The organism is Variovorax paradoxus B4, assembly GCF_000463015.1.
GTDB lineage: Bacteria > Pseudomonadota > Gammaproteobacteria > Burkholderiales > Burkholderiaceae_C > Variovorax > Variovorax paradoxus_E.
The window spans coordinates 3,715,401-3,742,175 of the sequence record NC_022247.1 but is presented as its reverse complement, the minus strand read 5'-3'; the positions used below and the strand labels follow the sequence as shown (position 1 = coordinate 3,742,175).

The window sequence follows — 26,775 nt, the reverse complement described above, 5'->3', positions numbered from 1 at the left end:
AGCAATCAGAAACAGGACCAGACCTGGTCGACCAGTGTGACCAGGAAATCCGGGTGAACGTAGAGCGCAAAGACGGCGCCCAGCGCCGCCAGCGCGGCGGCAAGCCAGCCGGCATGCACGAGATGGTGGCGCATCTGCGCAGTCATAGGGCCATTGTCCATCGTGAGGTCAGCCGGGCACGGCGACCGGCCGGCCGCCGCGCGCAATGGCGCTTTCCTTCACCGGCAGGTTGATCAGCGCCGCGAACACGCCCAGGGCAATCGCGATGTACCAGACGATGCCGTAGCTGCCCGTGGTGTCGTACAGGTAGCCGCCAAGCCAGACGCCGATGAACGACCCGACCTGGTGGCTCAGGAACACGAAGCCGCTGAGCATCGACAGGTGCGCCACGCCGAAGATGCCCGCGATGATCGCGTTGGTTGCGGGCACCGTCGACAACCAGAGAAAGCCCATGGCCGCCGAGAAGACATACACGCTGAGCGGCGAAATGGGCGCCAGCAGGAACAGCGCGATCGAGACCGCCCGCGCAAAGTAGATGGCCGCCAGGATCTTGCGCTTGGCCAGCTTCTGGCCCAGCAGCCCGACCGTGTAGGTGCCGAACACGTTGAAGAGCCCGATCAGCGCCAGCGCATAGCCCGCCACGTCGGCCGACAGGCGCTGGTCGCGCAGGTAGGTCGGCATGTGGATGCCGATGAAGGCGAGCTGGAAGCCGCAGACGAAATACCCCGCCATCAGCAGCCCGAAGCTCGGATAGCGGAAGGCCTCGCCCACCGCCTGCAGCACCGACTGGTCGCGGTGCCCGGCCAGCGCGCCGCGCTGCGGTTCGCGCAGGCCGAAGGCCAGCGGCACGATCACCAGCGCCAGCATCGCCACCACCGCGAGCGCGCTCTGCCAGCCCAGGTGCCCGATGAGCAGCCCCTCGATCGGTGCCATCAGGAACTGCCCGAACGAGCCGGCGGCCGCCGCCACACCCATCGCCCATGAGCGCCGTTCGGCCGGGATCTGGCGCCCGATCACGCCGTAGACGACGGCATACGTGGTGCCGGCCTGCGCCGCGCCGATCAGCACGCCGGCACTCAGCGTGAACAGCAGCGGCGTGGGTGAATACGCCATGCCCAGCAGGCCCAGCGCATAGAACGCCGTGCCGGCGACAAGCACCCGGAAAGCGCCGAAGCGATCCGCCACCATGCCCGCGAACACGCCGAAGATGCCCCACGACAGGTTCTGCACGGCCAGCGCGAACGAGAAAGTCTGGCGGCTCCAGTCCTGCGCCTGCGTGATCGGCTGCAGCCAGAGGCCGAAGCCGTGGCGGATGCCCATGGAGAGCGTGACGATCATGGCGCCGCAGATCAGCACCTGCTTGACCGAGAGAGTGGGGGGAGACGCTTGCATGCCGTCGAATGTAGCGACTTGGGTACTTCGGCAGGCGGGCCGGCAGTCAAAGCCATTGATGATTTGTGACGCCGGCTTTGATGCGCGGCGCGCATCAAAGCCGGTGCACTCCCGCGAGCGCACGGGGTTCCTGTATGGGTATCCAGTCATTTCGGTTCGACTGACTACAATCCGCCCCCATGGCGACTCCCCCCAAGACTCCCCCCAGTTCATCGTCCGCGTCCTCCGGGTACTCGGAAGGTTCTATCCGCGTGCTCAAGGGCCTCGAGCCCGTGAAGCAGCGTCCCGGCATGTACACCCGGACCGACAACCCGCTGCACATCATCCAGGAAGTGCTCGACAACGCCGCCGACGAAGCGCTGGCGGGCCATGGCAAGAAGATCAAGGTCACGTTGCACACGGACGGCTCGGTCAGCATCGAGGACGACGGCCGCGGCATCCCCTTCGGCATGCACCCCGAGGAAAAGGCTCCCGTGGTCGAACTGGTGTACACCCGGCTGCACGCCGGCGGCAAGTTCGACAAGGGCTCGGGCGGCGCCTACAGCTTCTCGGGCGGCCTGCACGGCGTGGGCGTGTCGGTGACCAATGCGCTGTCGAAGCGTCTCGAAGTGGTGACCCACCGCGAGGGCTCGGCGGCCAAGCTCGCCTTCAGCGGCGGCGATGTGATCGAGGCGCTCGAAATCCGCAAGCTCGAGGCCGGCGAGCGCAAGCAGGGCACCACCGTGCGTGCCTGGCCCGACGCCAAGTACTTCGAGACCGCCGCCCTGCCGATGAGCGAGCTCACCCACCTGCTGCGCAGCAAGGCCGTGCTGATGCCGGGCGTAAGCGTCACGCTCACGGTCGAGAAAACCAAGGAAACGCAGCAGTGGCTCTACAAGGGCGGCCTGAGCGACTACCTGATGCAGACGCTCAACGGCGACCCGGTGATCCCGCTGTTCGAAGGCAGCGGCCATGCCGACAAGAACGCCGACAACTTCGCCGAAGGCGAGGGCGCCGACTGGTGCGTGGCCTTCACCGAAGACGGCCAGCCGGTGCGTGAGAGCTACGTCAACCTGATTCCCACCAGCGCCGGCGGCACGCACGAGAGCGGCCTGCGCGACGGCCTCTTCACCGCGGTGAAGGGCTTCATCGAGCTGCATTCGCTGCTGCCCAAGGGCGTGAAGCTGCTGCCCGAGGACGTGTTCGCACGCGCTTCGTACGTGCTGAGCGCCAAGGTGCTCGACCCGCAGTTCCAGGGCCAGATCAAGGAGCGCCTCAATTCGCGCGATGCCGTGCGCCTGGTGTCGAGCTTCGTGCGCCCTGCGCTCGAACTCTGGCTCAACCAGCACGTCGACTACGGAAGGAAGCTCGCCGAGCTGGCCATCAAGGCCGCGCAGACGCGCCAGCGCGCCGGCCAGAAGGTCGAGAAGCGCAAGGGCTCCGGCGTGGCCGTGCTGCCCGGCAAGCTGACCGATTGCGAGAGCAAGGACATCAGCCACAACGAAGTCTTCCTGGTCGAGGGCGACTCGGCCGGCGGCAGCGCCAAGATGGGTCGCGACAAGGAAAGCCAGGCCATCCTGCCGCTGCGCGGCAAGGTACTCAATACGTGGGAAGTGGAGCGCGACCGGCTTTTTGCCAACACCGAAATCCACGACATCTCGGTGGCCGTGGGCGTCGACCCGCACGGTCCCGCCGACACGCCCGACATGAGCGGGCTGCGCTACGGCAAGATCTGCATCCTTTCCGATGCCGACGTGGACGGCTCGCACATCCAGGTGCTGCTGCTCACGCTGTTCTTCCGCCACTTTCCGAAACTCATCGAAGCCGGCCATGTGTATGTCGCAAAGCCGCCACTGTTCCGCGTCGATGCGCCCGCGCGCGGCAAGAAGCCGGCCTCGAAGGTTTATGCCCTCGACGAGGGCGAACTCACCGCCACACTCGACAAATTGCGTAAAGATGGCGTGCGCGAAGGCGCCTGGAGCATCAGCCGCTTCAAGGGCCTGGGCGAAATGAGCGCGGAACAATTGTGGGAAACCACGCTCAATCCGGATACCCGGCGCCTGATGAAGGTGCAACTGGGGCGCTTCGACTTCACCTCCACCCAGGGCGAGATCACCAAGCTGATGGGCAAGGGCGAGGCTGCCGCCCGGCGCGAACTGATGGAACTGCGCGCCGACGATGTCGATATCGATGTTTGACGACCCTCGTGAAAACTCCAGATCTCATGCGTCCGTTGCTCCTGGCCCTGCTGCTGTGCGCGCAGCAGGGGCTCGCGCACGCCGCTGACGTCTACGGCTACATCGACAGCAAGGGCGTGGCGCACTTCGCATCGGAAAAGATCGACGAGCGCTACCAGATCTTCTTTCGCCGCGGCCAGAGCTTCGACACCTCGCAGGGCGTTGCGCCGTTCGGGCGCGGCGGGCGCAAGCTCGACGGAAAGGTACCGCACGCGTCGCAGACCCTGCTTGCCCTGTTCGAGGCCTCGCCAAGCTACAAGACCGCGAAGGTCGCGCTGCGCGATGCGGCGAGCAAGCACTCGATCGACTACGAATTGCTGCAGGCGCTGATCGCCACCGAATCGGGCTTCGATGCCCAGGCCGTTTCGCCCAAGGGCGCGATGGGACTCATGCAGCTCATGCCGGCCACCGCGCAACGCTATGGCGTCGCAGCCGACAAGCGCAGCACCATCGAGAAGAAGCTCTTCGATCCGCGCATCAACATTGCCGCGGGCTCGCGCTACCTGCGCGACCTGATTGCCATGTTCCCGGGCCAGATCGAGCTGGCGCTCGCTGCCTACAACGCGGGCGAAGGCGCGGTGCAGCGCGCGGGCAACAAGATCCCGAACTACAAGGAAACGCAGAACTACGTGCAGACCGTGCTGCAGCTCTACGCCTACCTCAAGCCGTCGGCGGCGGGGTCATCGGCCGTGGCGGGCGGCGGCGGGCGCGGCGGCAAGACGCCGGGGCGCATCCGCATGGAACTCACGGTGCCCAAGGGCGGCGCCCTGGGCCGTGGCAACATGCCGCCCGATTCGCCGGGCGGCATGCCGGCCATGTCCGATGCCCCCGAGCCATCGGCGGTGCCGGACGGCGGTTCGGACGCACCGGTGTCCTGATGGCCCGTTCTGCCTTTCCTCGCCGATGAAGGAGTCCTTCATGTACCGCCGAAGCTTCGTTCTGGCGGCCGCCGCCTGCGCGGTGGCCGGCGCCGCGCGCGCGCAGCACGCAGCCACGCACGACACGCTGCCGCCGGCGCCTTCGTCGAAGGAGCCCTACGCGCGGCTGCAGGGCGGCGTTCCGCACCACATGACACCCGAGCAGGAAGCCCAGCGCGTCACCGACAGCCCCGCGCCGGCCGGTCCCGCGGGTCGCTGGGTGCCGCGCGCAGCCCTGCCCATTCCGCGCAGCGAGATGGCCTGGGCCACCGCGGCGCAAGGACGCATGCACGTGGTCGGCGGCTATGGCGAAGGCGCGGTCAACCGCGACTACCACCACATCTACGACCCGAAGGCCGACCGCTGGCTCGACGGCGCACCGCTGCCGCGCGGCGCCAACCACGTGGCGGTGGCGGCCGATGGCGACCGGGTCTACGCCCTGGGGGGGGTCGTCGAGCAGAACCGCCGCTCCGACACCAACGCCTACGTCTACGAGATCGCAGCCAACCGCTGGAGCGCCATCGCGCCGCTGCCGCGACCGCGCGGCGCGGCCGCCGCGGTGATGCTCGGCGGTTCGCTGCACCTGATCGGCGGCGCCTCCGAGCCTGCTGCGGAACGTGCGAGCGTGGGCTGGCACGAGGTCTACGACCCCAAGGCCGACCGCTGGTCCTCCGCCAAGCCGCTGCCCGGCGCGCGCGACCACGTGGGCTGCGTGGCGCACGACGGCCAGGTCCACGTGATCGGCGGGCGCTTCAACACCTTTGAATACAACACCGACCTGCACCACGTCTACTTGCCCGCGCGCGACACCTGGGAGCTGCGTGCACCGCTGCCCACGGCGCGCTCGGGCCACGGCCTCGTGGTGTACCGCGGCCGCTTCTTCGCGATGGGCGGGGAGGGTGGCTTCCTGGTGGGCGGCGTGCCGCGCCGGGCCAAGGTGTTCGGCCAGATGGAAAGCTACGATCCCGTGGCCGACACCTGGCAGCGCCATGCGCCGATGCTCACGCCGCGCCATGCGGTGGGCGCCGCGGTGATCGGCGACTGGATCTATGTCGCGGGCGGCGGCGCGGTGCTCGGCGGCGCCGTGCAGTCCGCGGTGCACGAGGCTTTCACACTGGGCTGAGCGCGAACGCGCACGGCCCGCAACCGTTTCTCTTTCTCTCTTCTACATGGACTCCCAACCTCCGCTCGATCTCCAGGGTCCCACCGACGGCGACACCACCCTCACCCTTGCCGACTACGCACAGACCGCCTACCTCGAATACGCGCTCAGCGTGGTCAAGGGCCGCGCGCTGCCCGACGTGTCCGACGGCCAGAAGCCGGTGCAGCGGCGCATCCTGTATTCGATGTCGCGCATGGGCCTGGGCTTCGGCGGCACCAACGGCACCGTGGGCGCCAAGCCGGTCAAGAGCGCGCGCGTGGTCGGCGATGTGCTCGGCCGCTTCCACCCGCACAGCGACCAGGCCGCCTACGACGCGCTGGTGCGCATGGCGCAAGACTTCTCGCAGCGCTACCCGCTGGTCGATGGCCAGGGCAACTTCGGCAGCCGCGACGGCGACGGTGCCGCGGCCATGCGCTACACCGAGGCGCGCCTGGCCCGCATCACCAGCCTGCTGCTCGACGAGATCGACGAAGGCACGGTCGACTTCATTCCCAACTACGACGGCAGCACCGAGGAGCCGCGCCTCTTGCCCGCGCGGCTGCCTTTCACGCTGCTCAACGGCGCGAGCGGCATCGCGGTCGGCCTGGCCACCGAAATTCCGAGCCACAACCTGCGCGAGATTGCCGATGCCTGCGTGGCGCTGATCAAGTCGAACGGCAAGCTGAGCGACGAGGAACTGCTGCTGATCGTGCCCGGCCCCGACTACCCGGGCGGCGCGCAGATCATCAGCGGCCCGGCCGACATTGCCGACGCCTACCGCACCGGCCGCGGCTCGCTCAAGGTGCGTGCGCGCTGGAAGATCGAGGATCTCGCGCGCGGCCAGTGGCAGCTCGTGGTCAACGAACTGCCGCCGGGTGTCAGCACGCAGAAGGTGCTCGAGGAAATCGAGGAAATCACCAACCCGAAGGTCAAGGCGGGCAAGAAGGCGCTGAGCGCCGACCAGACCCAGCTCAAGGCTGCAATGCTCTCGGTGCTCGACGTGGTGCGCGACGAATCCAGCAAGGATGCCGCGGTGCGCCTGGTGTTCGAGCCCAAGACCTCGCGCATCAGCCAGGAAGAATTCATCACCACGCTGCTCGCGCAGACCTCGCTCGAGACCTCCTCGCCGATCAACCTCACGATGGTGGGCATCGACGGCAAGCCCACGCAGAAATCGCTGCGCCAGATGCTCAACGAGTGGATCGCGTTCCGCGAGGTCACCGTCGAGAAGCGCTCGCGGCACCGGCTCAACAAGGTGCTGGAGCGCATCCACATCCTCGAGGGGCGGCAGCTGGTGCTGCTCAACATCGACGAGGTGATCGCGATCATCCGCGCGGCCGAGGACCCGAAGGCTGCGCTCATCGCGCGCTTCAACCTCAGCGAACGGCAGGCCGAGGACATTCTTGAAATCCGCCTGCGCCAACTCGCGCGGCTCGAAGCCATCAAGATCGAGCAGGAGCTCAAGGGCCTGCGCGACGAGCAGAAGAAGCTCGAGGACATCCTCGGCAGCCCGGCGGCGCTGCGCCGCCTGCTGGTGAAGGAAATCGAGGCCGATGCCAAGACCTTCGAAGACCCGCGCCGCACGCTGATCCAGGCCGAGAAGCGCGCCGTGGCCGAAGTGAAGGTGGTCGACGAGCCGGTGACCGTGATCGTTTCGCAGAAGGGCTGGGTCCGCGCGCAGAAGGGCTGGGCCAGCGAGAAGGCCGCGGCGAATGGCGGCAACGGTACGGCCGCTCCCGAGTACAGCTTCAAGTCCGGCGATGCGCTCTACGGCGCATTCGAATGCCGCAGCGTCGACACGCTGCTGGTGTTCGGCTCGGCCAAGGACAAGACCGTGCGCGTCTACACCGTGCCCGTGGCATCGCTGCCCGGTGCGCGCGGCGACGGCCAGCCCGTGACCACGCTCATCGAGCTCGATGCCGGCACCCACGTCACGCACTTCTTCGCGGGCCCGGTGGGCGCCAGCGTGCTGCTGGCCAACACCGGCGGCTACGGCTTCATTGCCACCGTCGAGAACATGATGTCGCGCCAGCGCGGCGGCAAGGCCTTCATCGACGTGGGCGAGGGCGAACAGCTCTGCCGCCCGTCGCTGGTGGGCGGCGCGAGCGGCGCGGAGCCGATGCCGGCCGCCACGCACGTGGCCTGTGCCTCGACCGGCGGCCGCATCCTGACCTTCGACATTGCCGAGCTCAAGAGCCTGCCCAAGGGCGGCCGCGGGCTCACGCTGATCGACCTCGACGCCAAGGACACGCTGGCGGGGGCCGCGGCCTACACGCGCAGCGTGAAGATCGAAGGCATCGGCCGCGGCGGCAAGGAGCGCGATGAAACGCTGGAAATCCGCACGCTCAACAACGCGCGCGGCAGCCGTGCGCGCAAGGGCAAGGCGGCCGACCTCGGCTTCAAGCCGGCGAGCATCGTGCGGGTGCTGTGATGGGCGGCATCGACATCAGCGTCATCGGCCTCTTCATTGCGGTGGTCACGGGCCTTGCCAGCTTCTGGTTCGGCCGGCGCATGCGCCTGAAGCGCGGGGCCAAGCGGCGCGAGAAGGACCGCATCGCGGCGCAGGCCAGCGAGACCCGGCAGCAGCGCCGTGCGCGCGAGCGCAAGGAACGCGGCTAGCGCAGGCCCTGCCACCAACGCTCGTTGGTGCGCGCCTTTCCGACCGTCAGCACCTCGCCGATCACCGGCGTCGCGAGTTCGATCTTCTTCGCCTGCGACAGATCGGCAATGCGGTCCAGCGGATCGTGCCAGGTGTGGAAGGCGAGGTCGAAGGTGCTGTTGTGCACCGAATAGAGCACCTTGCCGCGCAGGTCCTCGAAGGCCTGCACGCTCTGCTCGGGCGTCATGTGCACGGCGGGCCAGTAGGCGTCGTAGGCGCCGTTTTCCATCAGTGCCAGGTCGAAGCCGCCGAAGCGCTCGCCGATCTGCCTGAAGCCCGAAAAGTAGCCCGAGTCGCCACTGTAGAAGATGCGCTGGTCGCCGCTTTGCACCACCCATGAAGCCCACAGCGTGCGATTGCGGTCGGTCAGCGTTCGGCCCGAGAAGTGCTGTGCCGGCGTGGCGGTGAGCTTGACGCCATCGTGCTCGCCGCCCTGCCACCAGTCGAGCTCCGTCACGCGTTCTGCGGGCACGCCCATGGCCACCAGCCGTGCGCGCACGCCCAGCGGCACGAAGTAGCGCTGCACGCGCTGCGCGAGGTACTCGATGGTGGCCACGTCGAGGTGGTCGTAGTGGTCGTGCGAGAGGATCAGGCCTTCGATGGGCGGCAACTGCTCGAGCGTGAGCGGCGGCTTGTGAAAGCGCTTGGGTCCCACCCAGGTGAACGGCGATGCGCGCTCGCTGAACATGGGATCGATCAGCCAGTACTTGCCGTGCAGTTTCAGCAGGTGCGACGAATGGCCGAGCCGCACCACGTGGTTGGCCTCGGGGTCGAGCGCTTCCAGGTCGGCGGTGGCCAGCATGCGCACCGGAATCGGATCGACCGGCACGGTGCCGACCTTGTCGCCGACGATGAAGCGTGACCAGATCCGCCATCCGTCGGCTGAAGGCAGGACGTCCGGGTTCGGCAGGTTCCGGAAGCTGCAGCCCTTGAACTGCGGCGATGTGTCGTAGCGCGCCTCGCATCCGCTGTTGCTGGCGCAGCCGGCCACCAGTGCGCAGCTGGCCGCGAAGATCGATGTGCCGTAGCGGCGAAGGCGGCGCTTCAGAAGAGGAATCGAGAGGCGGGCGGCGTCGTTCATGGGCTGCGATGTGGTCGGGTTTTTTGCGGCGCGAGCTTAGCCGGCGCGCCGCCGCCAATGGTTTCAGCGGCAGAAACATTCGGCGCGCAGGGACATTTCCGCGCCGCTCGTCGTATGCCATGCGTTCTATGGCCGCCTGCGGCATCGCGCGGCACACTGAAGCGCGCCACGTTCCGCGGGCTTCAAGGAGGCGACCACACATGAGCAGCAACCGCTATCCCATCATCTACGTGCGCGGCTACGCCATGACCGAAGCCGAGCGCGACGACACCGCCGCCGATCCGTTCTGCGGCTTCAACGTGGGTTCCACGGTCTACCGCGCCACCGTGAAGAAGAACGCACCGGCGCAGAAGTTCGTCTTCGAATCCCCGGTGGTGCGGCTTCTGGCCGACTACCAGTACCAGAGCGTCTATCAGAACGGCCTGGACATCCTCGACGACGACTGGAAGCCTTCGCCCGACGAAACCGGCAAGGACGTGAACGGCATTGCGGCCGCATCGATCGTCATCTACCGCTACTACGACAGCGGCTCGGAGCTGCTCGGCGACGGCAAGTCCCGCGACGTGAAGGTCTACGCGCAGGGCCTGGGCAAGCTGATTCTTCGCGTGCGCGACCTGGTGGCGCTGCGCGAGGGGTCCGCTTTCTCGGCGGCCGACTTCCGCTGCTACCTGGTGGCGCATTCGATGGGCGGGCTGGTGGTGCGGGCCTTCCTGCAGAACCCGGCGCTCGGCGATGCGGCGGCGCGTGCCTGCGTCGACAAGGTGTTCACCTACGCCACGCCGCACAACGGCATCGACATGGGCGGCGTCAACGTGCCGGCCTGGCTCACGGCCAACGAGATGAACACTTTCAACCGCGAGAGGATGTCGGAGTTCCTGGACACGGCGCCGGTCGACGGCCGCATGGACTATCTTCCGGCCGCCGCGTTTCCGGCCGACCGCTTCTTCTGCATGGTGGGTTCCAACCGCGGCGACTACGAGGCCGCCAAGGGTCTCTCGCGCATGTTCGCGGGCCACGGCAGCGACGGGCTGGTGCGCATCGAGAACGCCTCGCTCTGGTCCATCGACGATGCGAAGCGCAGCAAGCCGGTGGCCACCGCCTACGCCTTTCGTTCGCACTCGGGCTACTTCGGCATCGTCAATTCCGAGGAGGCCTACCAGAACCTCGTGCGCTTTCTGTTCGGCGACGTGCGCGTCGATCTCTGGTTCGAGGTCGATGGCGTGACCCTGCCGCCGGACCTGCCCAAGGACGCCGACGTCGACGCGCTCTACCAGGTCGAGCTGCTGGCCGCGCCGCGCGGCAAGCGCTGGTACCTGAGCCGGCGCGTGGCCGAGGAAGATTCGCCCGCCTGCCGCACGCACAAGGAACTGACCGACCCGGAAAGGCCCGAGCGCCGCTCGATCTATCTCTCGACCGTGTTCCTCGCCAACAAGGCGCGCGTGAAGCAGGACCGGCCGACGCTGGCCTATGCCATGACGCTCGGCGTGCGCGTGCCCGACTACCAGGTGAACAAGAAGTTCTGGCTCGACGGCCACTACGAAGGCAGTTCGCTGTTCCGCGACACGCTGGTGATCGAGATTGCACCGCCCCGGGCCGACGACCCGGCGCAGAACTGGAACGTGAAGTACGGCTGGCAGACCGACACCGCGGGACAGGCGTCGCTGCCGATGAGCCCGAAGCAGCTGGCCGACGGCAAGCTGCAGTTCATCGTGCCGCTCTCGAGCCTGGGCGCGGCTCCGGCGGCGCCCGGCATCAGCGGCAAGGTGCGGCTGGAGGTGAGCGCCTGGAGTTGAAGGAAGCGGCGCTCGGCACGGCGCCGGCGTCATACTCGGGGTGGTCCAGGGTCCTGCTTTCCACTCCCCATGAAAACTGCCGTTCTCGTCATCGACATGCAGCGTGGCCTCTATGACGACCTGCCGCGTCCCCACGAAGCCGCCGAGGTCGCGCGGCGGGTCAATGCCCTCGCCGGGCGTGCCCGTGCCGCGGGCGTGCCGGTGGCTTTCATCCAGCACGAGAACGACGTCGACCTCGAATTCGATTCCGAGCGATGGCAGCTCTCCAGTGCCCTGGAGGTCGATTCGCGCGACACGAAGATCCGCAAGACCACGCCTGACTCCTTCCTGCGCACGCCGCTCGAAGCATGGCTCGCCGGGCATGCGGTGCAGCGCGTGGTGATCTGCGGCTACTCGTCGGAATTCTGCGTGGACACCACCACGCGGCGCGCTGCGGCACTGGGCTACGAGGTCGTGCTCGCGGCCGATGCGCACACCTCGCACGACAAGCCGCACGCCACGGGTGCCTTCATTCGCGCACACCACAACGCCACGCTGGCGGACATCACGAGCTTTGGCGTGCCGATCCGCGCCGTGGCCTCGGCCGACATCGCGTTCTGATCAGTCCGACCCCGGCCGCCACACCCGCGCCAGCGAGGCCAGCTTGCCCTTGAAGCTCAGCCGGTCGTTCGACAGCGCATCGATGAAGTCCGACAGCCGCTGTGACTTCACCATGGTGTAGATGGTGAGCCAGGTCGTGAAGACGAACACCACGCCGAACCAGAGCGCCTTGCGCCACAGTGGCGCATCGGCCTCGGCCAGCAGGTTCATGCCGAGGAAACCCGTCGTCACGGTGCCGATCAGGCCGAACAGCGTGACCACCGTGAGCCGCACCACGGTGCTGGCCTGCCGGCGCAGGCTGTCGGCGTCCAGGTAGGTGTTCATGTCGGCGATGCGTTCCCGGACCTCGGCATAGAGCGGATCGAGCCCGAGGTGCGTGGTGCACATGCGGGACAGTGCGCGCACCTGCGCCTGCTCCGAGATTTCGTGGAACCAGTAGCGATGCGTGAAGCGAAGGAAGCGCTCGAAGCTCGAACGGATCGCGCGCTTGAACTGCTTCACGCTCGGCGTGCTGCGGATGTCGAGCCGCTTGAGCGCCTCGACCAGCTGGTCCGAGAACATCAGCAGTGCCGCCTTCTGGAAATGCGCGATGAGGAACAGCAGGAAGTGCTGGTGCCGGAACTGCGCGAGCACGCCGCGGTCGCGGCAGCAGAAGAATTCCGAGTGCGCATCGCCCACCACGATCAGCGCGTGGCCGTTGCAGAGATAGCGCGTGTTCGGTGCCGCGCCCGCGTCGACCCAGAAGCGGTCGTAGCAGTAGCGGCGCTCGAAGTCTTCCAGATGCTGCTCCGCGTAGGGCAGGTGGGCGCGCTGCGCTGCATCGGCCTCGGCGGCACCGGTGACGAGCCCGAGCCGGATGAAGTCGTTGCGCGAGAGGCGCTTCGGGTCGTCCAGCGAAAGATACGCCATCACCGGCATGCGGTAGTACTCGATCTGCCGGTAGCGCAGCACGCCGGGTTCGTCGGAATGGTCGCTCACCAGCGGCTGCATCAGGTAGGCCCAGTGAGCCGAAATGCGCGGCGCGCGGTGCTGGGCCACGTGCGAGAGAAAGGCTTCGCGCTGCTGCGCGTCCGATCGCGCGAGCACGCTGCCGTCGGCGGCCAGCCATTCGACGCTGGCCATGCAATGCAGCGCGCCGCCCTCGGCGTTCCAGCCCGCGGGGTAGGCGCGGCCGAAGCGGTAGAGCAGGTCCTGCGCCTGCGCGAGGCTCAGATGGTCGGCGCCGACTTCGAGGTTGAGCAGCACCACGTCGATGTCGAAGAAGAAATACAGGTCGCAATGCACCACGTCGAGCGTGATCGGCGCGTCGCCGGCCTGCGGCACCACGCGCACCGCGGCAACGTCGTGGCGGCGGAAGATGCGCATCGGCGAATCGCCATCGTTGCCGTCTGCCTGGCCGCTCCTGTTCTTCGAGCGGCCCTCGCCGTACAGGAAGCGCTGCACGTACGGCAGGAAGCTCACGAACTCGTTGTAGTGCCGCTCATGAAAACGGCTGCTGTCGCCGGTGTATTCGTCGATCTCTTCGCGCCAGGGCGAGGCATCGCCCATCTCGCGCAGCACGTGCCAGGGACCGTGGTGCGTGGGCTTGGCGTCAGGGGCCGGCACCAGCCGCAAGGGCCAGAGCAGGGCCTGCCTGAAATGCTGCACGGCAGGGGATGCGCTTGCCTCTGCAGACACAGTGGCCTCAGATGTATTCAGCATCGCGCGAGTGTAGGCAGAAGGGCTGCCGAAAGACTGACCTAGGGAAATCCCTGGGTTGGCATGAAACCGGTTTCATATAAGCTGCAAGCATTGCTTTCGAGGCATGCGCACGGCCACGCCGTGTTCGCCCCCACCCATGAATTACCAGTTTCAATTCGACGCCGTCTTCGCTGCCTGGCCGCTGCTGCTCAAGGGCACCTGGATCACGATCCAGCTCTCGCTCGTGGCCACGCTGCTGGGCCTGGTGGTCGCGATCTTCTGCGCCTGGGGCAAGACCTCGGGGCCGGGCTGGCTGCGCTTCATCGTCAATGCCTACATCGAGGTGATCCGCAACACGCCGTTCCTCGTGCAGCTGTTCTTTTTCTTCTTCGCGCTGCCGGCCATCGGGCTGCGCTGGTCGCCGCAGACGGCCGCGCTGGTGGCCATGGTGGTGAACCTCGGCGCCTACGCCACGGAAATCATCCGCGCGGGTATCGAGTCGATTCCAAAGGGACAGATCGAGGCGGGCAGGGCGCTCAATCTCAAGCCCTGGGAAATCTTCCGCTTCGTGATCATCAAGCCTGCGCTCAAGGCCATCTACCCGGCGCTCACGAGCCAGTTCATCCTGCTGATGCTGAGCTCGGCCGTGGTCTCGGTCATCTCGGCCGACGACCTGACCTCGGTGGCCGCCAACCTGCAGTCGCAGACCTTCCGCAGCTTCGAGATCTACATCGTGGTGGCTGCCATCTACCTCGCGCTGGCGCTGGCCTTCTCGGCCCTGTTCAAGCTGATCTACAAGCGCACGCTCAATTACCCGGACCGCCGGTAACAGGCCCAGAGCGGAGCAGGAACAACCATGCGTACCTTCGGCTTTCCCGAATTCCTTTTCATCCTCGAAGCGGCCAAGTGGACACTGGCGCTGTCGGCCATCGCCTTCGTGGGCGGTGCGATCCTGGGGCTGATCATCGCGCTCATGCGCACGTCGGAGTCGGCGTGGGCGCGCGGCGTGTCGACCACCTTCATCCAGATCTTCCAGGGCACGCCGCTGCTGCTGCAGCTGTTCCTGGTGTTCTTCGGCGCGCCGGTGCTGGGGCTGGACATCAACCCCTGGGTGGCGGCCGGCGTCGCGCTCATCCTGAACAGCGCCGCCTTCCTCGGCGAAATCTGGCGCGGCTGCATCGAGGCCATTCCGCGCGGCCAGTGGGAAGCCGCCGAGGCGCTGAGCCTCAAGTACAGCGCCCGCATGCGCGACGTGGTGCTGCCGCAGGCGCTCAAGATCGCGCTGGCGCCCACGGTGGGCTACGTGGTGCAGATCATCAAGGGCACGTCGCTCGCCGCGATCATCGGCTTTGTCGAGGTCACGCGCGCCGGGCAGATCGTCAACAACGCCACCTTCCAGCCGCTGGTCGTGTTCTCGGTGGTGGCCGCCATCTACTTCGCGATCTGCTGGCCGCTGTCGCTGCTTGCCGCCCGCATGGAGCGCAAGCGCGCACGGGCATTGGCCCGCTGATTTTTTTATCTCGTCGCTTCCTTTCTTTCTCAGGAGACACCTTCCCATGACCCGTACCACCACCCGCCGCGCAGCGCTCGCAGCCCTCGGCCTCGGCGCCGCGCTCACCGTGTTCGCACCCTTCGCCTCGGCACAGACCGTGGCCGACATCAAGAAGAAGGGCGAGATCACCATCGGCATGCTGGTCGACTTTCCGCCTTACGGCACCACCGACGCCAAGAACCAGCCCGACGGCTACGACGCCGACGTGGCCAAGCTGCTGGCCAAGGACTGGGGCGTCAAGGCCAACATCGTGCCGGTAACCGGCCCGAACCGCATTCCCTTCCTGCTGACCAACAAGGTCGACGTGCTGGTCGCCTCGCTCGCCATCACGCCAGAGCGCGCCAAGCAGGTGCAGTTCTCGCAGCCCTACGCGGCCGCGACCATCGTGCTGTACGGCGCCACCAAGACCCCCATCAAGGGCGCTGGCGACCTGAAGGGCCTGCGCGTGGGCGTGGCGCGCGCCTCGACGCAGGACGTGGCCGTGACCAAGGCCGCACCCGAAGGCACCGAGATCCGCCGATTCGACGACGACGCCTCGGCCATGCAGGCGCTGATCTCGGGCCAGGTCGATGCCATCGGCTGCTCGGTGACGGTGGCGGCGCAGATCGCCAAGCGCGTGCCTGCCGGCACCTACGAAAACAAGTTCACGCTGGTGCAGCAGTCGATGGGCATCGCGATGCGTCCGGGCCAGGAAGAGCTGACCAAGGCCGTGAACGAGTTCGTCGCCAAGAACACCGCCAATGGCGAGCTCAACAAGCTCTACCAGAAGTGGCTGCAGGCCGACCTGCCCAAGATGCAGTGAGCTTCGAAGGCTGAAGAAGAAGGAATCCTGGCATGACGACGGAATCGATCATCCGCATGGAAGCGGTCAACAAGTGGTACGGTGAATTCCAGGTGTTGACCGGCATCGACCTGTCGGTGCGCCAGGGCGAGCGCATCGTGATCTGCGGGCCGTCGGGCTCGGGCAAGTCCACGCTCATCCGCTGCATCAACCGGCTCGAAACGGTGCAGAAGGGCCGCATCGTGGTCGACGGCATCGAGCTCACCGCGGGCGGCAAGAACGTGGACGCGGTGCGCGCCGAAGTGGGCATGGTGTTCCAGCAGTTCAACCTGTTTCCGCACCTCACCATCCTGGAGAACTGCGCGCTGGCGCCGATGCGCTCGCGCGGCATGACCAAGGCGCAGGCGGAAGAGGTGGCCATGAAGTACCTCACGCGCGTGCGCATTCCCGAGCAGGCCGGCAAGTACCCTAGCCAGCTCTCGGGTGGCCAGCAGCAGCGCGTGGCGATTGCGCGGGCGCTGTGCATGACGCCCAAGATCATGCTGTTCGACGAGCCCACCTCGGCGCTCGACCCCGAGATGGTCAAGGAAGTGCTCGACACCATGATCGGCCTGGCCGAAGACGGCATGACCATGCTGTGCGTGACGCACGAGATGGGCTTTGCCCGCAGCGTGGCCGACCGCGTGATCTTCATGGCCGACGGAAAGATCGTCGAGCAGGCGCCGCCGCAGGAATTCTTCGGCAACCCGAAGGACGAGCGCACGCGCCAGTTCCTCGGCCAGATCCTGAGTTCCCACCAGGCCCACTGATGTCCCTCCAGGTATTTGTTTCTCTGTCGTCCTTCGGTGCGGCCGAGGTGGGCAGGCATGGCCAGCTCTGGTGCGCGCAGATGGCGCTGGAGGCCGGTGCCGATTCGGTCGAGGTGCGCGGCGAGATGCTGCGCAACGCCGACGCGGAGCTGCCTTCGCTGGCCGGCCTGGCCTCGGTGTATTCGAGCCCCGAAGGACTCTGGGCCGAAGGCGGTTGGCTTGACAGCGCCGCGCTGGCACGCGGCATTGCCGCCGCAAACAGGCTGGGCGCCCGGCGGCTCAAGATGTCGATCGGCGACTTCCGCGCTTCTTCGCACGGCTCGCTCTGGGGCCTGAAGGTGCAGCTTTCGGAAACCCGCGTCGAACTGCTGATCGAGAACGACCAGACCGTGCGCGCCGGCACGCTGCCCGCGCTGCAGGCCTTCTTCGATGCGGCCGACCGCGCCGGCGTTGAGCTCGGCATGACCTTCGACATGGGCAACTGGCACTGGCTCGGCGAGTGCCCGCTGCAGGCCGCACAGGCGCTGGGCCGCCGCGTGCGCTACGTGCACTGCAAGGGCGCGCAGCGGCTGCCGCACAAGTGGATGGCGGTGCCGCTGGCCGACTCGGCCGCGCCGTGGCGCGCGGTGCTGCGCGCGCTGCCCGCCGATGTGCCGCACGCCATCGAATATCCTCTGGTGGGCGACGACCTGCCGGCCGTCGTGCGCGCGCAAGTCGAGTTCATCCGCGCCGCGCGGGCGTAGGGAGAAATACATGACAGAACCCACTGCTTTCGACGTTGCCCTGTTCGGCGAAGCCATGCTGCTGCTCGTGGCCGACCGGCCCGGCCCGCTGGAAGACGCGCAGGCGTTCCACAAGCGCACGGCCGGCGCCGAGACCAACGTGGCCATCGGCCTCTCGCGCCTGGGGCTCAAGGTGGGCTGGGCCAGCCGACTGGGAACCGACTCGATGGGGCGCTACCTGATCGCGGCGATGAAGGGCGAGGGCATCGACTGCTCGCACGTCATCTGCGACCCGGCGCAGCGCACCGGCTTCCAGTTCAAGGGCCGCGTCACCGACGGCAGCGATCCGCCGGTCGAATACCACCGCAAGGGCTCGGCCGCGAGCCAGATGGGCCCGGCCGATGTCGATGAAGCGTGGCTGCGCTCGGCGCGCCACCTGCATGCCACGGGCGTGTTCGCGGCCATCTCCGACACCAGCCTGCAGGCTGCGCTCAAGTCCATGGAGGTGATGCGCGCGGCCAGCCGCACGATCTCGTTCGACACCAACCTGCGGCCCACGCTGTGGTCTTCCACTGAAACGATGCGCCACTGGATCAACGAACTGGCCTCGCGCGCCGACTGGGTGCTGCCCGGCATCGAGGAGGGCCTGCTGCTCACCGGCCATGACAAGCCCGAAGACGTGGCGAAGTTCTACCGCGACCGCGGCGCGAAGCTCGTGGTCGTCAAGCTCGGCGCCGCCGGCGCCTACTACGACAGCGACGTGGCCGGCACCGGGCATGTCGACGGCTTCCCGGTGAAGGAGGTGATCGACACCGTGGGCGCGGGCGACGGCTTCGCAGCCGGCGTGGTGAGCGCATTGCTCGAAGGCAGGAGCGTGCCCGAGGCCGTGCGCCGCGGCGCCTGGATCGGTGCGCGCGCGGTGCAGGTGCTGGGCGACACCGAAGGCTTGCCGACGCGCGCGGAACTCGAAGAAGCGGGGCTCTGACCATGACGACGAAAAAGAACGTGCTGGTCTTCCGGCCATTGCCCGAAGACCAGCTGGCGCGCCTGCAGGCCGCGCACTATGTGACCGTCGCCGATCCGCGCAGGGAGCCCGAGGCTTTTGCCGCCGCGCTGCGTACCGCGAACGGCCTGATCGGCTCGACCCACACGGTCGATGCCGTGCTGCTCGACGCGGCGCCTCGGCTCGAGGTGATTTCGAGCGTGTCGGTCGGTGTCGACAACTATCCGCTCGCGGAACTGAACAAGCGCGGCATCGTGCTGTGCCACACGCCCGACGTGCTGACCGAGACGGTGGCCGACACGGTGTTCGCGATTCTCATGGCCACGCAGCGCCGCGTGGTCGAGCTCGCAAGCCTCGTGCGCGAAGGCCGCTGGACGAAGAACATCGGCGAAGAACTCTTCGGCACCGACGTGCACGGCAAGACGCTGGGCATTCTCGGCTTCGGCCGCATCGGCCAGGCCGTGGCGCGGCGTGCGGCGCTGGGCTTCGGCATGCCGGTGCTCTACCACGCGCGCCGCTCGGTCGACCTGGCCGCGCAGGCGCCCGAGCTGCAGGGCCGTGCCACGCACACGCCGCTCGACGAGTTGCTCGCGCGGTCGGACATCGTGCTGGCGATGCTGCCGCTGACCGATGCGACGCGCGGCATGATCGACGCCGCCTTCTTCGCGCGCATGAAGCCCGGAGCATCCTTCATCAACGGCGGCCGCGGCGCCACGGTGAACGAGGAAGCGCTGCTCCACGCCCTGGATCACGGCACGCTGCGCGCGGCCGGCCTCGACGTGTTCGCGAAGGAGCCGCTGCCCGCCGATTCGCCGTTGCGCACGCATCCGCGCGTGACGCCACTGCCGCACATCGGCTCGGCCACGCACGAGACGCGGCATGCCATGGCCGAACTCGCCACGACCAACCTGCTGCAGGTGCTGGCCGGCGAGAAACCGACTGCGCCGTACGACACGGCGGCCGCATGATCTGCGCCAGGTTTCTCTCCCTCCCCCGCTGGGGGAGGGCAGGGGTGAGGGCAAGCGGCGTATCCACTGGACGCTCTGCCTGCCCCCATCCCAACCTTCCCCCAGCGGGGGAAGGAGCAAAACCATGAATCCGAGTGGCCGCGCCACCATCGCCGACGTCGCCGAGGCGGCGGGCGTTTCCAAGGCCACCGTCTCGCGCTTTCTCAACCACCGCGAGCGCCTGCTGAGCCGCGACATCGCGGCGCGCGTGGAGGCGGCCATCGCCAAGCTGGCCTACACTCCCAGCCCGATGGCGCAGGCGCTGAGCCATGGGCGCTCGCGCCTCATCGGCCTGATCGTGGCCGACATCACCAACCCCTATTCGGTGGCCGTGCTGCGCGGTGCCGAGAAGGCCTGCCAGGACGCCGGCTACCTGGTGATGCTGTTCAACCTGGGCAACGAGAGCGAACGCGAGCGCGAGGCCATCGATGCGCTCGCGGGCTACCAGGTCGACGGCTTCATCCTCAACACGCTGGGCCGCGGCAGCAACGTGGTCGACGCGGTCACGCTGCACGGAAAGCCTGCGGTGCTGGTGGATCGCCGCCACACCGGCATGCACACCGACTTCGTCTCGCTCGACAACCATTCGGCCATGCGGGACACCTGCAGCCACCTGGTCGCGGGCGGCTACCGCGAGCTGCTCTACGTGACGGAGCCGCAGAAGGGCGTGAGCTCGCGGCGCGAGCGCACGGCCGCCTTCGGTGCCTGCGTGGCCGCGCACGAGCCGCGCGTGGCGGGCGAGGTGTTCGAAAGCGTGGAGGGCGACAGCGATGCGCTCGACGAGGCATTGCGTGCCCTGCGCCAGCGCGCCAAACGCGGCCGCCGCGCGGCCGTGGTCGCGGGCAATGCCGTGGTCACGCTGCGCATCGCGCAGGCGATGGCGCGGCTGGGCTGGCAGTTTGGTACTGACCTCGGCTTTGTAGGCTTCGACGATCCCGAATGGGCCTCGCTCATCGGCCCCGGCCTGAGCACCGTGGCTCAGCCCACCGACGCCATCGGCCGCACGGCTGCCACCTGCCTGATCGAACGGCTGCGGGGGCTGGATGCAGCGCCGCGCCAGCTTCTTCTGCCCGGAGAGCTTGTGGTGCGGGGCTCGTCGCAGGCGCTCTAGGTTTCCCGCGGTGCGCGCCTTCATGGTGCGCCATGCGCACCAGAAGCGCCATTGGGGACGGCGCACCGTTGACTCTTTTTTAGCTCGCCCGTTGCGAAAAACGGTGCTTGGTGCGCACGCCCCCCGCTTTTAGCATTCGCCTCGCTGGCCCTGGATGTCTTCGCATCGCAAGCCAACGCATACACCGCCGAATGCCTTCACCTCACCGCATCGAAGAAAAGGAATCCGCCATGGCCAAGCTCCGCGACCCCGGTCGCCGAAGTCTCCTCAAGACCTCCCTCATCGCCGGTGGACTCTCCGCCGGCGGCCTGCTCTCGGTCGATGCCTTTGCGCAGGGCAAGGCGCGCATCAACATGCAGCTGGGCTGGATCGCCGGGGGCAACCAGATCGGCGAGGTGGCCGCCAAGCGCATGGGCTTCTACGAGCAGGAGGGCATCGACTTCGCGATCCAGCCGGGCGGACCGAACATCGACGGCGTGGCCATCATCGCCTCGGGCCGCTACGAGGTCGGGCAGGTATCGTCGAGTCCGTCGATCATGCTGGCCGTGTCGCAGGGCCTGCCGATCAAGTGCTTCGCGGTGGGCGCGCAGAAGCATCCCTACACCTACTTCTCCCTCGCGAAGAACCCGGTGCGCAAGCCGGCCGACCTCATCGGCAAGCGCGTGGGCATTCCGTCGACCGCGGCCATCCTGCTGCGCGCGCTGCTGGCGAAGAACAAGATTGCCGAGAAGGACGTGAAGGTCGTCACCATCGGCGCCGACATGTCGCCGCTGCTGACGGGGCAGGTCGACGTGGTGACGGGCTGGCTCACCAACACCACCGCCATCAAGGTGCTGGGCCCCGACATCGCCGAACTGACGCAGTGGGACGCGGGCGTGCGCCTCTACGCGCTGCCTTACTACGCATCGACAAAAACGCTGGAGACGCAGCCCAAGGTCATCGAGGCCTTCCTGCGCGCCACGGCCAAGGGCTGGCACTACGTGCGTGCCAACCGCGACCATGCGGTGGACATGCTGGTCAAGGAATATCCGAACCTCAAGCGGGAAGACGAGCGCGTCGCGGTCGACGTGATGCTCGAATACGCGTTCGGCGGCGCCGCGCAGACGCAGGGCTGGGGCGCGATGGACCCGGCCGTGTGGCAGGAGCAGATCTCCACCTATGCGGAGCTGGGCCAGTTCACCGCGCGCACGCCGAAGGTCGAGGACGTGATCTCGCTCGACGCGCTGAAGGCCACGGCCGCCGCGCGGGCCATGAAGGGCTGACGCCATGGCCGCCGTTCTCAACGCGCCCCCCGCCATCGCGTGCCGCGGCATCGGCGTGCGCTTCTTCACCGAGCGGCGCGACGTCACCGCCATCAAGAGCCTCGACCTCGACGTGGCGCAGGGCGAGTTCCTCACGCTGCTCGGGCCCTCGGGCTGCGGCAAGTCGACCTTCCTGCGCGTGGTGGCCGACCTGCTGCAGCCGAGCAGCGGCGGCATCGAGGTGCTGTCGTCCACGCCGCAGGCCGCGCGCAAGAACCGCGACATCGGCTTCGTGTTCCAGGACGCGGCGCTGCTGCCCTGGCGCACGGCGCTGCAGAACGTCGAACTGCCGCTGCAAGTGGGCGGCGGCGCCGGCCGCAAGGGCCGCCGTTCGCCGCAGGAGCTGCTCGAGCTGGTGGGCCTGAAGGACCGGCTGAACGCCTTTCCGCACGAAATGTCTGGCGGCCAGCGCCAGCGCGTGTCGATTGCCCGCGCGCTGGCCAGCGATCCGAAGATCCTGCTGATGGACGAGCCCTTCGGCGCGCTCGACGAGATCACGCGCGACCGGCTCAACGAGGAGATCCTGCGCGTGTGGCGCGAGACCGGCGTGACGATCCTCTTCGTCACCCACAGCATCCACGAGGCGGCCTTTCTCGGCCAGCGCGTGCTGATGCTCGCGGCCAACCCGGGGCGCGTGCGCGAGATCGTGCCCGTCGAGCTGCCCGCCGAACGCACGCTCGAAATGCGCGAGAGCCCCGAATTCGTCCGCCTCACGAGCCATCTGCGGCGCGTGCTGGAAACCTGCTGAGGCCGATGCCATGAATACCCGTTCCATCGATACCGCGGTGCCCGTCGCATCCGCCGCACTCGGCGCCGCAGCCGCGCCGGCCGATCCCGAATACCTGGCATGGGCCGCCGCGCGGCAGAAGCGAATCTGGCGGCGCCGAATTCTTCCGGCGCTCGGCATCGCCGGGCTCATCGTGCTGTGGTGGGTCGTGATCGTCGCATTCGGCGTCAAGCCCTTCATTGCGCCCACGCCAGGGGCCGTGCTGGAAACGCTCTACGCCAAGCGCGGCGTGCTGCTCGACAACCTGCTGCCCACCGCGTTCGAGGCCGCCGGCGGCTTCGTGCTGGGCAACCTCGCGGCGATCGTCGTCGCGACGATCTTCGTGCACAACAAGACGCTGCAGGACATCTTCTTTCCGGTGGTGCTGATGTTCAACGCCGTGCCGCTGGTTGCGAAGGCGCCGGTGCTGGTGCTGATCATGGGCAACGGCGTGGAGCCGAAGATCACGATCGCCGCCCTGGTGTGCTTCTTTCCGACGCTGGTGAACATGGTGCGCGGGCTGGAGTCGGTCAACCCGCAGGCGATGGAACTGATGCGCGTGCTGTCGGCGAGCAAGACGGAGATCTTCTTCCGCCTGCGCCTGCTCAATGCGCTGCCTTATCTTTTCTCGGCGCTGCGCATCGCTGCGTCGATGTGCGTGATCGGGGCGGTGGTGGGCGAGTGGGTGGGGGCCACGGTGGGCATCGGCGCCATGATTCTGCAGGCCACCTTCAACTTCGATTCGCCGCTGCTCTACGCCGCGATCGTCATGAGCGCCACGCTCTCGGGGCTGTTCTTTCTGCTGGTGACGCTGGCGGAAAAGTGGGTCATCCGCTGGCAGCCCGAAAGCACGCACTGACGCGCCCGGTGCACTTCACACACACATCCCAAGATTTCAACAGGAGATAGTTCTATGAGCCGTATTGGCGACTGGATGCAAGAGCCCGCGCACGACGTGCGCGTGGCGGCCGAATCGGACGTGGTGGTGGTCGGCGGCGGCCCTGCAGGGCAAGCCGCGGCACTGGCCGCCGCGCGCAATGGCGCGAGCGTGACGCTGCTGGAGCGCTACAACCACCTCGGCGGCCTGGCCTCGGGCGGCATGGTGCTGGTGCTGGACGACATGTGGGACAGCCACCAGCAGGAAATTTCGGTGCGCGGCATCTGCCTGGAAATGATCGAGCGCATGTCGGCGTTGGGCCTGGCCGAATATCCGCGCCAGCAGGACTGGGGCACCTTGCCCGATTCGGTGCGCCGCTGGAAGCGCTGGGGCACCTACGACTTCCACAGCAAGGAGAAGCCGCACCCCATCTGCTTCGCTGCCGCCTTCGACCCCGACGCGTGGAAGCGCACCTCGCTGGAGATGGTGCAGCAGGCCGGCATCGAGCTGCGCCTGCACTCGTGGTTCTCGCGCACGCTGGTGGAAGACGGCAAGGTCAAGGGCGTGGTGTGCGAGACCAAGGGCGGGCGCGAGGCCATCCTCGGCAAGGTGGTGATCGATGCCACCGGCGATCTCGACGTGGCGGCCTCGGCCGGTGCGCCGCACATCAGCGGCAGCTACATCGTGACGACCGTGTTCCGCCTCGGCAGCGTCGACACCGAGGAGGCCGAGCGCTTCGAGCGCGAGGAGCCCGCGGCCTGGCAGGCGCTGGACCGGGAGATCAAGCACATGCTCGGCGGCGCCTGGGAAGCCTGGTGGCTCAAGACGCCGCTGCCGGGCGTGGTGTGGTGCAACTGCCCGCACATGCCGGGGCTCGACGGCCTCAAGGTGAGCGACCTGACGCGCGCAGAAGTACAGGGCCGCACCACCATCCACAAGGTGATCGACTTCGTGCGCGCCCGGCTGCCGGGCTTCTCGAAGTGCACGCTGATCGACATGGCGCCGCAGACCGGGATCCGCCAGACGCGGCTGCTCGAAGGCGCCTACGTGATGACCAAGGAAGACGTGGCCCAGCGCACGCGCTTCGACGACAGCGTGGCGCGCGGGCGCGACTACTACTACCCGTACCGCACGCTGCTGCCGCGCAGCGTGGAGAACCTGCTGGTGGCGGGACGGCACTATTCGGCCACCTCCGCCGCGCAGAAGATCTCGCGCGAGATTCCGCCCTGCATGGCGATGGGCGAGGCCACCGGCACGGCGGCGGCACTGGCGTTGAGTGCGGGCGTGTCGGTGCGCGAGGTGGACGTGAGCAAGCTGCAGAAGACGCTGCGCGCCCAGGGTGCCGACCCGGGCGACCAGAAGGGGCCGAATGCCGATGTGCCCGCCATCGCACGTTCCTTCGCCAGGGAGGCCGCATGAGCACCGGTGCATTGCCGCTCGACGGCATCCGCGTGATCGACTTCACGCAGGTGATGATGGGGCCGGTCTGCACGCAGATGCTGGCCGACCACGGCGCCGACGTCATCAAGATCGAGCGCAAGGGCGCGGGCGACCTGAGCCGCTCGACCTTCGCGCCAGTGGCGGGTGAAGACAACCCGATCTTCTGCAGCCTCAACCGCAACAAGCGCAGCGTGGAGATCGACCTGCGCGACGCAGCGCAGATGGAGCTGGTGAAGGCCCTGATCGCAGACGCCGACGTGGTCACCAACAACTTCCGCGCCGGCGTGATGGAGCGGCTCGGGCTGGGGTACGAAGACTGCAGGCGGCTGAACCCGCGCATCGTCTACGCGGTGGGCACGGGCTTCGGCGAGACCGGTCCCTACGCGCACAAGGGCGGGCAGGACGTGCTCGCACAGGCACTCACCGGCGTGATGGCGCGCCGTGCCGATGCCTCGGTGCCGGTGTCGATCTACCCGACCGCGCTGGCCGACTACACCGCCGGCATGCACATGGTGCAGGGCATCCTGCTCGCGCTGCTGCAGCGCGAGCGCACGGGCGAGGGCCAGAAGATTTCGGTGTCGCTCTACAACTCCATGCTTGCGATGCAGATGCAGGAAGCGGCCATGGTCATGATGGAAGACTCCGAAGTGAACTGGGCCGCGATGCCGCTGTCGGGCGTGTTCGACACGCAGACCGGGCCGCTGGTGCTGGTGGGCGCGTTCAAGGCCAATCCGCTGCGCGACATCTGCACCGCGCTGGGGCTCGACGACCTGTCGCTCGACGCGCGCTATGCCACGCTGTCGGCGCAGTTCGAGAACAAGGCAGCGCTGCACGCGATCTTCCACGAACGCTTTGCGAGCGATACGCGCGAGCACTGGCTGGCGAAGCTCGAGGAGCAGGACCTGCTCTCGGCCCCGGTGCGCGACATGCGCGAGGCGCTGGTCGATCCGCAGACGCTGCACAACGCGATGATTCTGGAAGCGGGTTCGTCGTCGGGCCGTCCGCTGAAATTCATTGCCAGCCCGATCCAGATGTCGGGCGCCAAGGCCGGCCTGCGGCGCGAGCCGCCCAAGCTCGGGCAGCACACGGCCGAAGTGCTGGCCGAGGCGCGAGCGCTGATCGAGGAGGCCGACGTATGAGCGTGCGCTTCGAGGTTGCCGACCATGTCGCCACCGTCACCATCGACCGCCCGGATGTGCTCAACGCGGTGGACCTGCCGACCGAGGCCGAGCTGCAGCGCATCTGGAGCGAGATCGAGTCGCGCGACGACATCCGCGTGGTGGTGCTTACCGGTGCGGGCGAGCGCTCGTTCTGCGCCGGCGCCGACCTGAAGAACACGTCGAACCTCAAGGGCGTCGAGTATTGGGCGGCGGCACGCCCCGGCGGCTTCGGCGGCATTGCGCTGCGCGAGACGCTCGACGTGCCGGTGATCGCCCGCGTCAACGGCTTTGCGCTCGGTGGCGGCTTCGAGATGGTGCTGGGCTGCGACATCGTCGTGGCCTGCGAGGAGGCGAGCTTCGGCCTGCCCGAGCCGCTGGTGGGCCGCCTGCCGCTGGACGGCGGCATGCTGTTGCTGCAGCGGCAGATTCCCTACCGTCAGGCGATGGGCATGATGCTCACCGGCCAGCGCGTGAAGGCGCAGCGCGCGCTGGAGATGGGCCTGGTCAACGAGGTGGTGCCGCGCGCCGAGCTCGACACGGCCGTCAATCGCTGGGTGCAGCAGATGCTGGCCTGCGCGCCGCTGTCGCTCAAGGCCATCAAGCAGGTGGTGCGCCGCACCGGCACGCTCGCGCCGGCCGAGGCGCACCGCATGCGGCTGCCGGCGCTGGTGGCGGCGCTGCAGTCCGAAGATGCGAACGAAGGCGTGCTGGCGTTCCAGCAGAAGCGCAAGCCGCAATGGCTGGGCCGCTAGGCGCCCGCCCTTCAT

General features: G+C 67.8%; 25 protein-coding genes. 21 read left to right on the top strand and 4 right to left on the bottom strand.

Features of this window, described 5'->3' with window-relative positions; all coding sequences use genetic code 11:
- Window positions 1-5: 5 nt before the first annotated feature.
- Window positions 6-146 (bottom strand): hypothetical protein, encoded by a 141-nt coding sequence (locus VAPA_RS34880; RefSeq protein WP_021008088.1) that lies wholly within the window; start codon window positions 144-146, stop codon window positions 6-8.
- 22 nt (window positions 147-168) lie between these two features.
- Window positions 169-1,392: an MFS transporter gene (locus VAPA_RS17440; protein ID WP_021008087.1), complete on the bottom strand. Its 1,224-nt coding sequence runs from the start codon at window positions 1,390-1,392 to the stop codon at window positions 169-171.
- Window positions 1,393-1,571: 179 nt separating this feature from the next.
- Between VAPA_RS17440 and VAPA_RS17435 the strand changes: the two genes are divergently transcribed.
- From VAPA_RS17435 to VAPA_RS17415, 5 genes are read left to right on the top strand one after another with little or no spacing between them, the layout of a single operon-like run.
- Window positions 1,572-3,569: a DNA topoisomerase IV subunit B gene (locus VAPA_RS17435; RefSeq protein ID WP_021008086.1), complete on the top strand. Its 1,998-nt coding sequence runs from the start codon at window positions 1,572-1,574 to the stop codon at window positions 3,567-3,569.
- Window positions 3,570-3,595: 26 nt separating this feature from the next.
- A complete protein-coding gene (locus VAPA_RS17430) occupies window positions 3,596-4,486 on the top strand; it encodes a lytic transglycosylase domain-containing protein (protein ID WP_021008085.1) in 891 nt (296 codons plus the stop codon).
- 40 nt (window positions 4,487-4,526) lie between these two features.
- Window positions 4,527-5,648 (top strand): Kelch repeat-containing protein, encoded by a 1,122-nt coding sequence (locus VAPA_RS17425; RefSeq protein ID WP_021008084.1) that lies wholly within the window; start codon window positions 4,527-4,529, stop codon window positions 5,646-5,648.
- Window positions 5,649-5,694: 46 nt separating this feature from the next.
- Window positions 5,695-8,097, top strand: a complete 2,403-nt coding sequence (parC, locus tag VAPA_RS17420; protein ID WP_021008083.1) for a DNA topoisomerase IV subunit A — start codon at window positions 5,695-5,697, stop codon at window positions 8,095-8,097.
- Window positions 8,097-8,285 carry a hypothetical protein gene (locus VAPA_RS17415; RefSeq protein ID WP_021008082.1) on the top strand — a complete coding sequence of 63 codons (189 nt, stop codon included), beginning with the start codon at window positions 8,097-8,099 and terminating at the stop codon, window positions 8,283-8,285. The genes parC and VAPA_RS17415 overlap by 1 nt, the downstream gene beginning before the upstream one ends.
- On the opposite strand, the gene VAPA_RS17410 is transcribed toward VAPA_RS17415, so the two are convergent.
- On the bottom strand, window positions 8,282-9,406 hold the full coding sequence (locus VAPA_RS17410; RefSeq protein WP_021008081.1) for an MBL fold metallo-hydrolase: 1,125 nt from the start codon (window positions 9,404-9,406) through the stop codon (window positions 8,282-8,284). The genes VAPA_RS17415 and VAPA_RS17410 overlap by 4 nt on opposite strands.
- 200 nt (window positions 9,407-9,606) lie before the next feature.
- Here VAPA_RS17410 and VAPA_RS17405 point away from each other — a divergent pair, with 200 nt between their 5' ends.
- Both VAPA_RS17405 and VAPA_RS17400 read left to right on the top strand, forming a co-directional pair.
- Window positions 9,607-11,199, top strand: a complete 1,593-nt coding sequence (locus tag VAPA_RS17405) for an esterase/lipase family protein (RefSeq protein ID WP_021008080.1) — start codon at window positions 9,607-9,609, stop codon at window positions 11,197-11,199.
- Between the two features lie 69 nt (window positions 11,200-11,268).
- Window positions 11,269-11,799, top strand: coding sequence for an isochorismatase family protein (locus VAPA_RS17400; RefSeq protein WP_021008079.1), 531 nt, complete (start codon window positions 11,269-11,271; stop codon window positions 11,797-11,799).
- On the opposite strand, the gene VAPA_RS17395 is transcribed toward VAPA_RS17400, so the two are convergent.
- Window positions 11,800-13,500, bottom strand: coding sequence for a hypothetical protein (locus VAPA_RS17395; RefSeq protein ID WP_041946150.1), 1,701 nt, complete (start codon window positions 13,498-13,500; stop codon window positions 11,800-11,802). It lies immediately after the preceding gene.
- A 136-nt stretch (window positions 13,501-13,636) separates the two neighbouring features.
- Here VAPA_RS17395 and VAPA_RS17390 point away from each other — a divergent pair, with 136 nt between their 5' ends.
- The 14 genes from VAPA_RS17390 to VAPA_RS17325 all read left to right on the top strand — a co-directional run bounded on the left by VAPA_RS17390 (window position 13,637) and on the right by VAPA_RS17325 (window position 26,760).
- Window positions 13,637-14,308, top strand: coding sequence for an amino acid ABC transporter permease (locus VAPA_RS17390; protein ID WP_021008077.1), 672 nt, complete (start codon window positions 13,637-13,639; stop codon window positions 14,306-14,308).
- Between the two features lie 27 nt (window positions 14,309-14,335).
- Window positions 14,336-14,989, top strand: a complete 654-nt coding sequence (locus VAPA_RS17385) for an amino acid ABC transporter permease (RefSeq protein ID WP_021008076.1) — start codon at window positions 14,336-14,338, stop codon at window positions 14,987-14,989.
- 46 nt (window positions 14,990-15,035) lie between these two features.
- The gene (locus VAPA_RS17380; RefSeq protein WP_021008075.1) at window positions 15,036-15,833 is read left to right on the top strand and encodes a transporter substrate-binding domain-containing protein; all 798 of its coding nucleotides are present in this window, start codon (window positions 15,036-15,038) and stop codon (window positions 15,831-15,833) included.
- Window positions 15,834-15,865: 32 nt separating this feature from the next.
- Entirely contained in the window at window positions 15,866-16,621 is a 756-nt protein-coding gene (locus VAPA_RS17375) for an amino acid ABC transporter ATP-binding protein (RefSeq protein ID WP_021008074.1), read from the top strand.
- Window positions 16,621-17,364, top strand: coding sequence for a sugar phosphate isomerase/epimerase family protein (locus VAPA_RS17370; protein WP_021008073.1), 744 nt, complete (start codon window positions 16,621-16,623; stop codon window positions 17,362-17,364). Before VAPA_RS17375 ends, VAPA_RS17370 begins: the two co-directional genes overlap by 1 nt.
- Window positions 17,365-17,374: 10 nt before the next feature.
- A complete protein-coding gene (locus VAPA_RS17365) occupies window positions 17,375-18,328 on the top strand; it encodes a sugar kinase (RefSeq protein ID WP_021008072.1) in 954 nt (317 codons plus the stop codon).
- Between the two features lie 2 nt (window positions 18,329-18,330).
- Window positions 18,331-19,314: a 2-hydroxyacid dehydrogenase gene (locus VAPA_RS17360; RefSeq protein ID WP_021008071.1), complete on the top strand. Its 984-nt coding sequence runs from the start codon at window positions 18,331-18,333 to the stop codon at window positions 19,312-19,314.
- Between the two features lie 124 nt (window positions 19,315-19,438).
- The gene (locus tag VAPA_RS17355; RefSeq protein ID WP_021008070.1) at window positions 19,439-20,464 is read left to right on the top strand and encodes a LacI family DNA-binding transcriptional regulator; all 1,026 of its coding nucleotides are present in this window, start codon (window positions 19,439-19,441) and stop codon (window positions 20,462-20,464) included.
- A gap of 230 nt (window positions 20,465-20,694) precedes the next feature.
- Window positions 20,695-21,726, top strand: a complete 1,032-nt coding sequence (locus VAPA_RS17350) for an ABC transporter substrate-binding protein (RefSeq protein ID WP_021008069.1) — start codon at window positions 20,695-20,697, stop codon at window positions 21,724-21,726.
- Window positions 21,727-21,730: 4 nt separating this feature from the next.
- Window positions 21,731-22,513: an ABC transporter ATP-binding protein gene (locus VAPA_RS17345; RefSeq protein ID WP_021008068.1), complete on the top strand. Its 783-nt coding sequence runs from the start codon at window positions 21,731-21,733 to the stop codon at window positions 22,511-22,513.
- 10 nt (window positions 22,514-22,523) lie between these two features.
- Window positions 22,524-23,390, top strand: coding sequence for an ABC transporter permease (locus VAPA_RS17340; RefSeq protein WP_021008067.1), 867 nt, complete (start codon window positions 22,524-22,526; stop codon window positions 23,388-23,390).
- A 54-nt stretch (window positions 23,391-23,444) separates the two neighbouring features.
- The gene (locus tag VAPA_RS17335; protein WP_021008066.1) at window positions 23,445-24,827 is read left to right on the top strand and encodes an FAD-dependent oxidoreductase; all 1,383 of its coding nucleotides are present in this window, start codon (window positions 23,445-23,447) and stop codon (window positions 24,825-24,827) included.
- Window positions 24,824-25,987 carry a CaiB/BaiF CoA transferase family protein gene (locus VAPA_RS17330; protein WP_021008065.1) on the top strand — a complete coding sequence of 388 codons (1,164 nt, stop codon included), beginning with the start codon at window positions 24,824-24,826 and terminating at the stop codon, window positions 25,985-25,987. The genes VAPA_RS17335 and VAPA_RS17330 overlap by 4 nt, the downstream gene beginning before the upstream one ends.
- Window positions 25,984-26,760 (top strand): enoyl-CoA hydratase-related protein, encoded by a 777-nt coding sequence (locus VAPA_RS17325; RefSeq protein ID WP_021008064.1) that lies wholly within the window; start codon window positions 25,984-25,986, stop codon window positions 26,758-26,760. The genes VAPA_RS17330 and VAPA_RS17325 overlap by 4 nt, the downstream gene beginning before the upstream one ends.
- Window positions 26,761-26,775 lie beyond the last annotated feature (15 nt).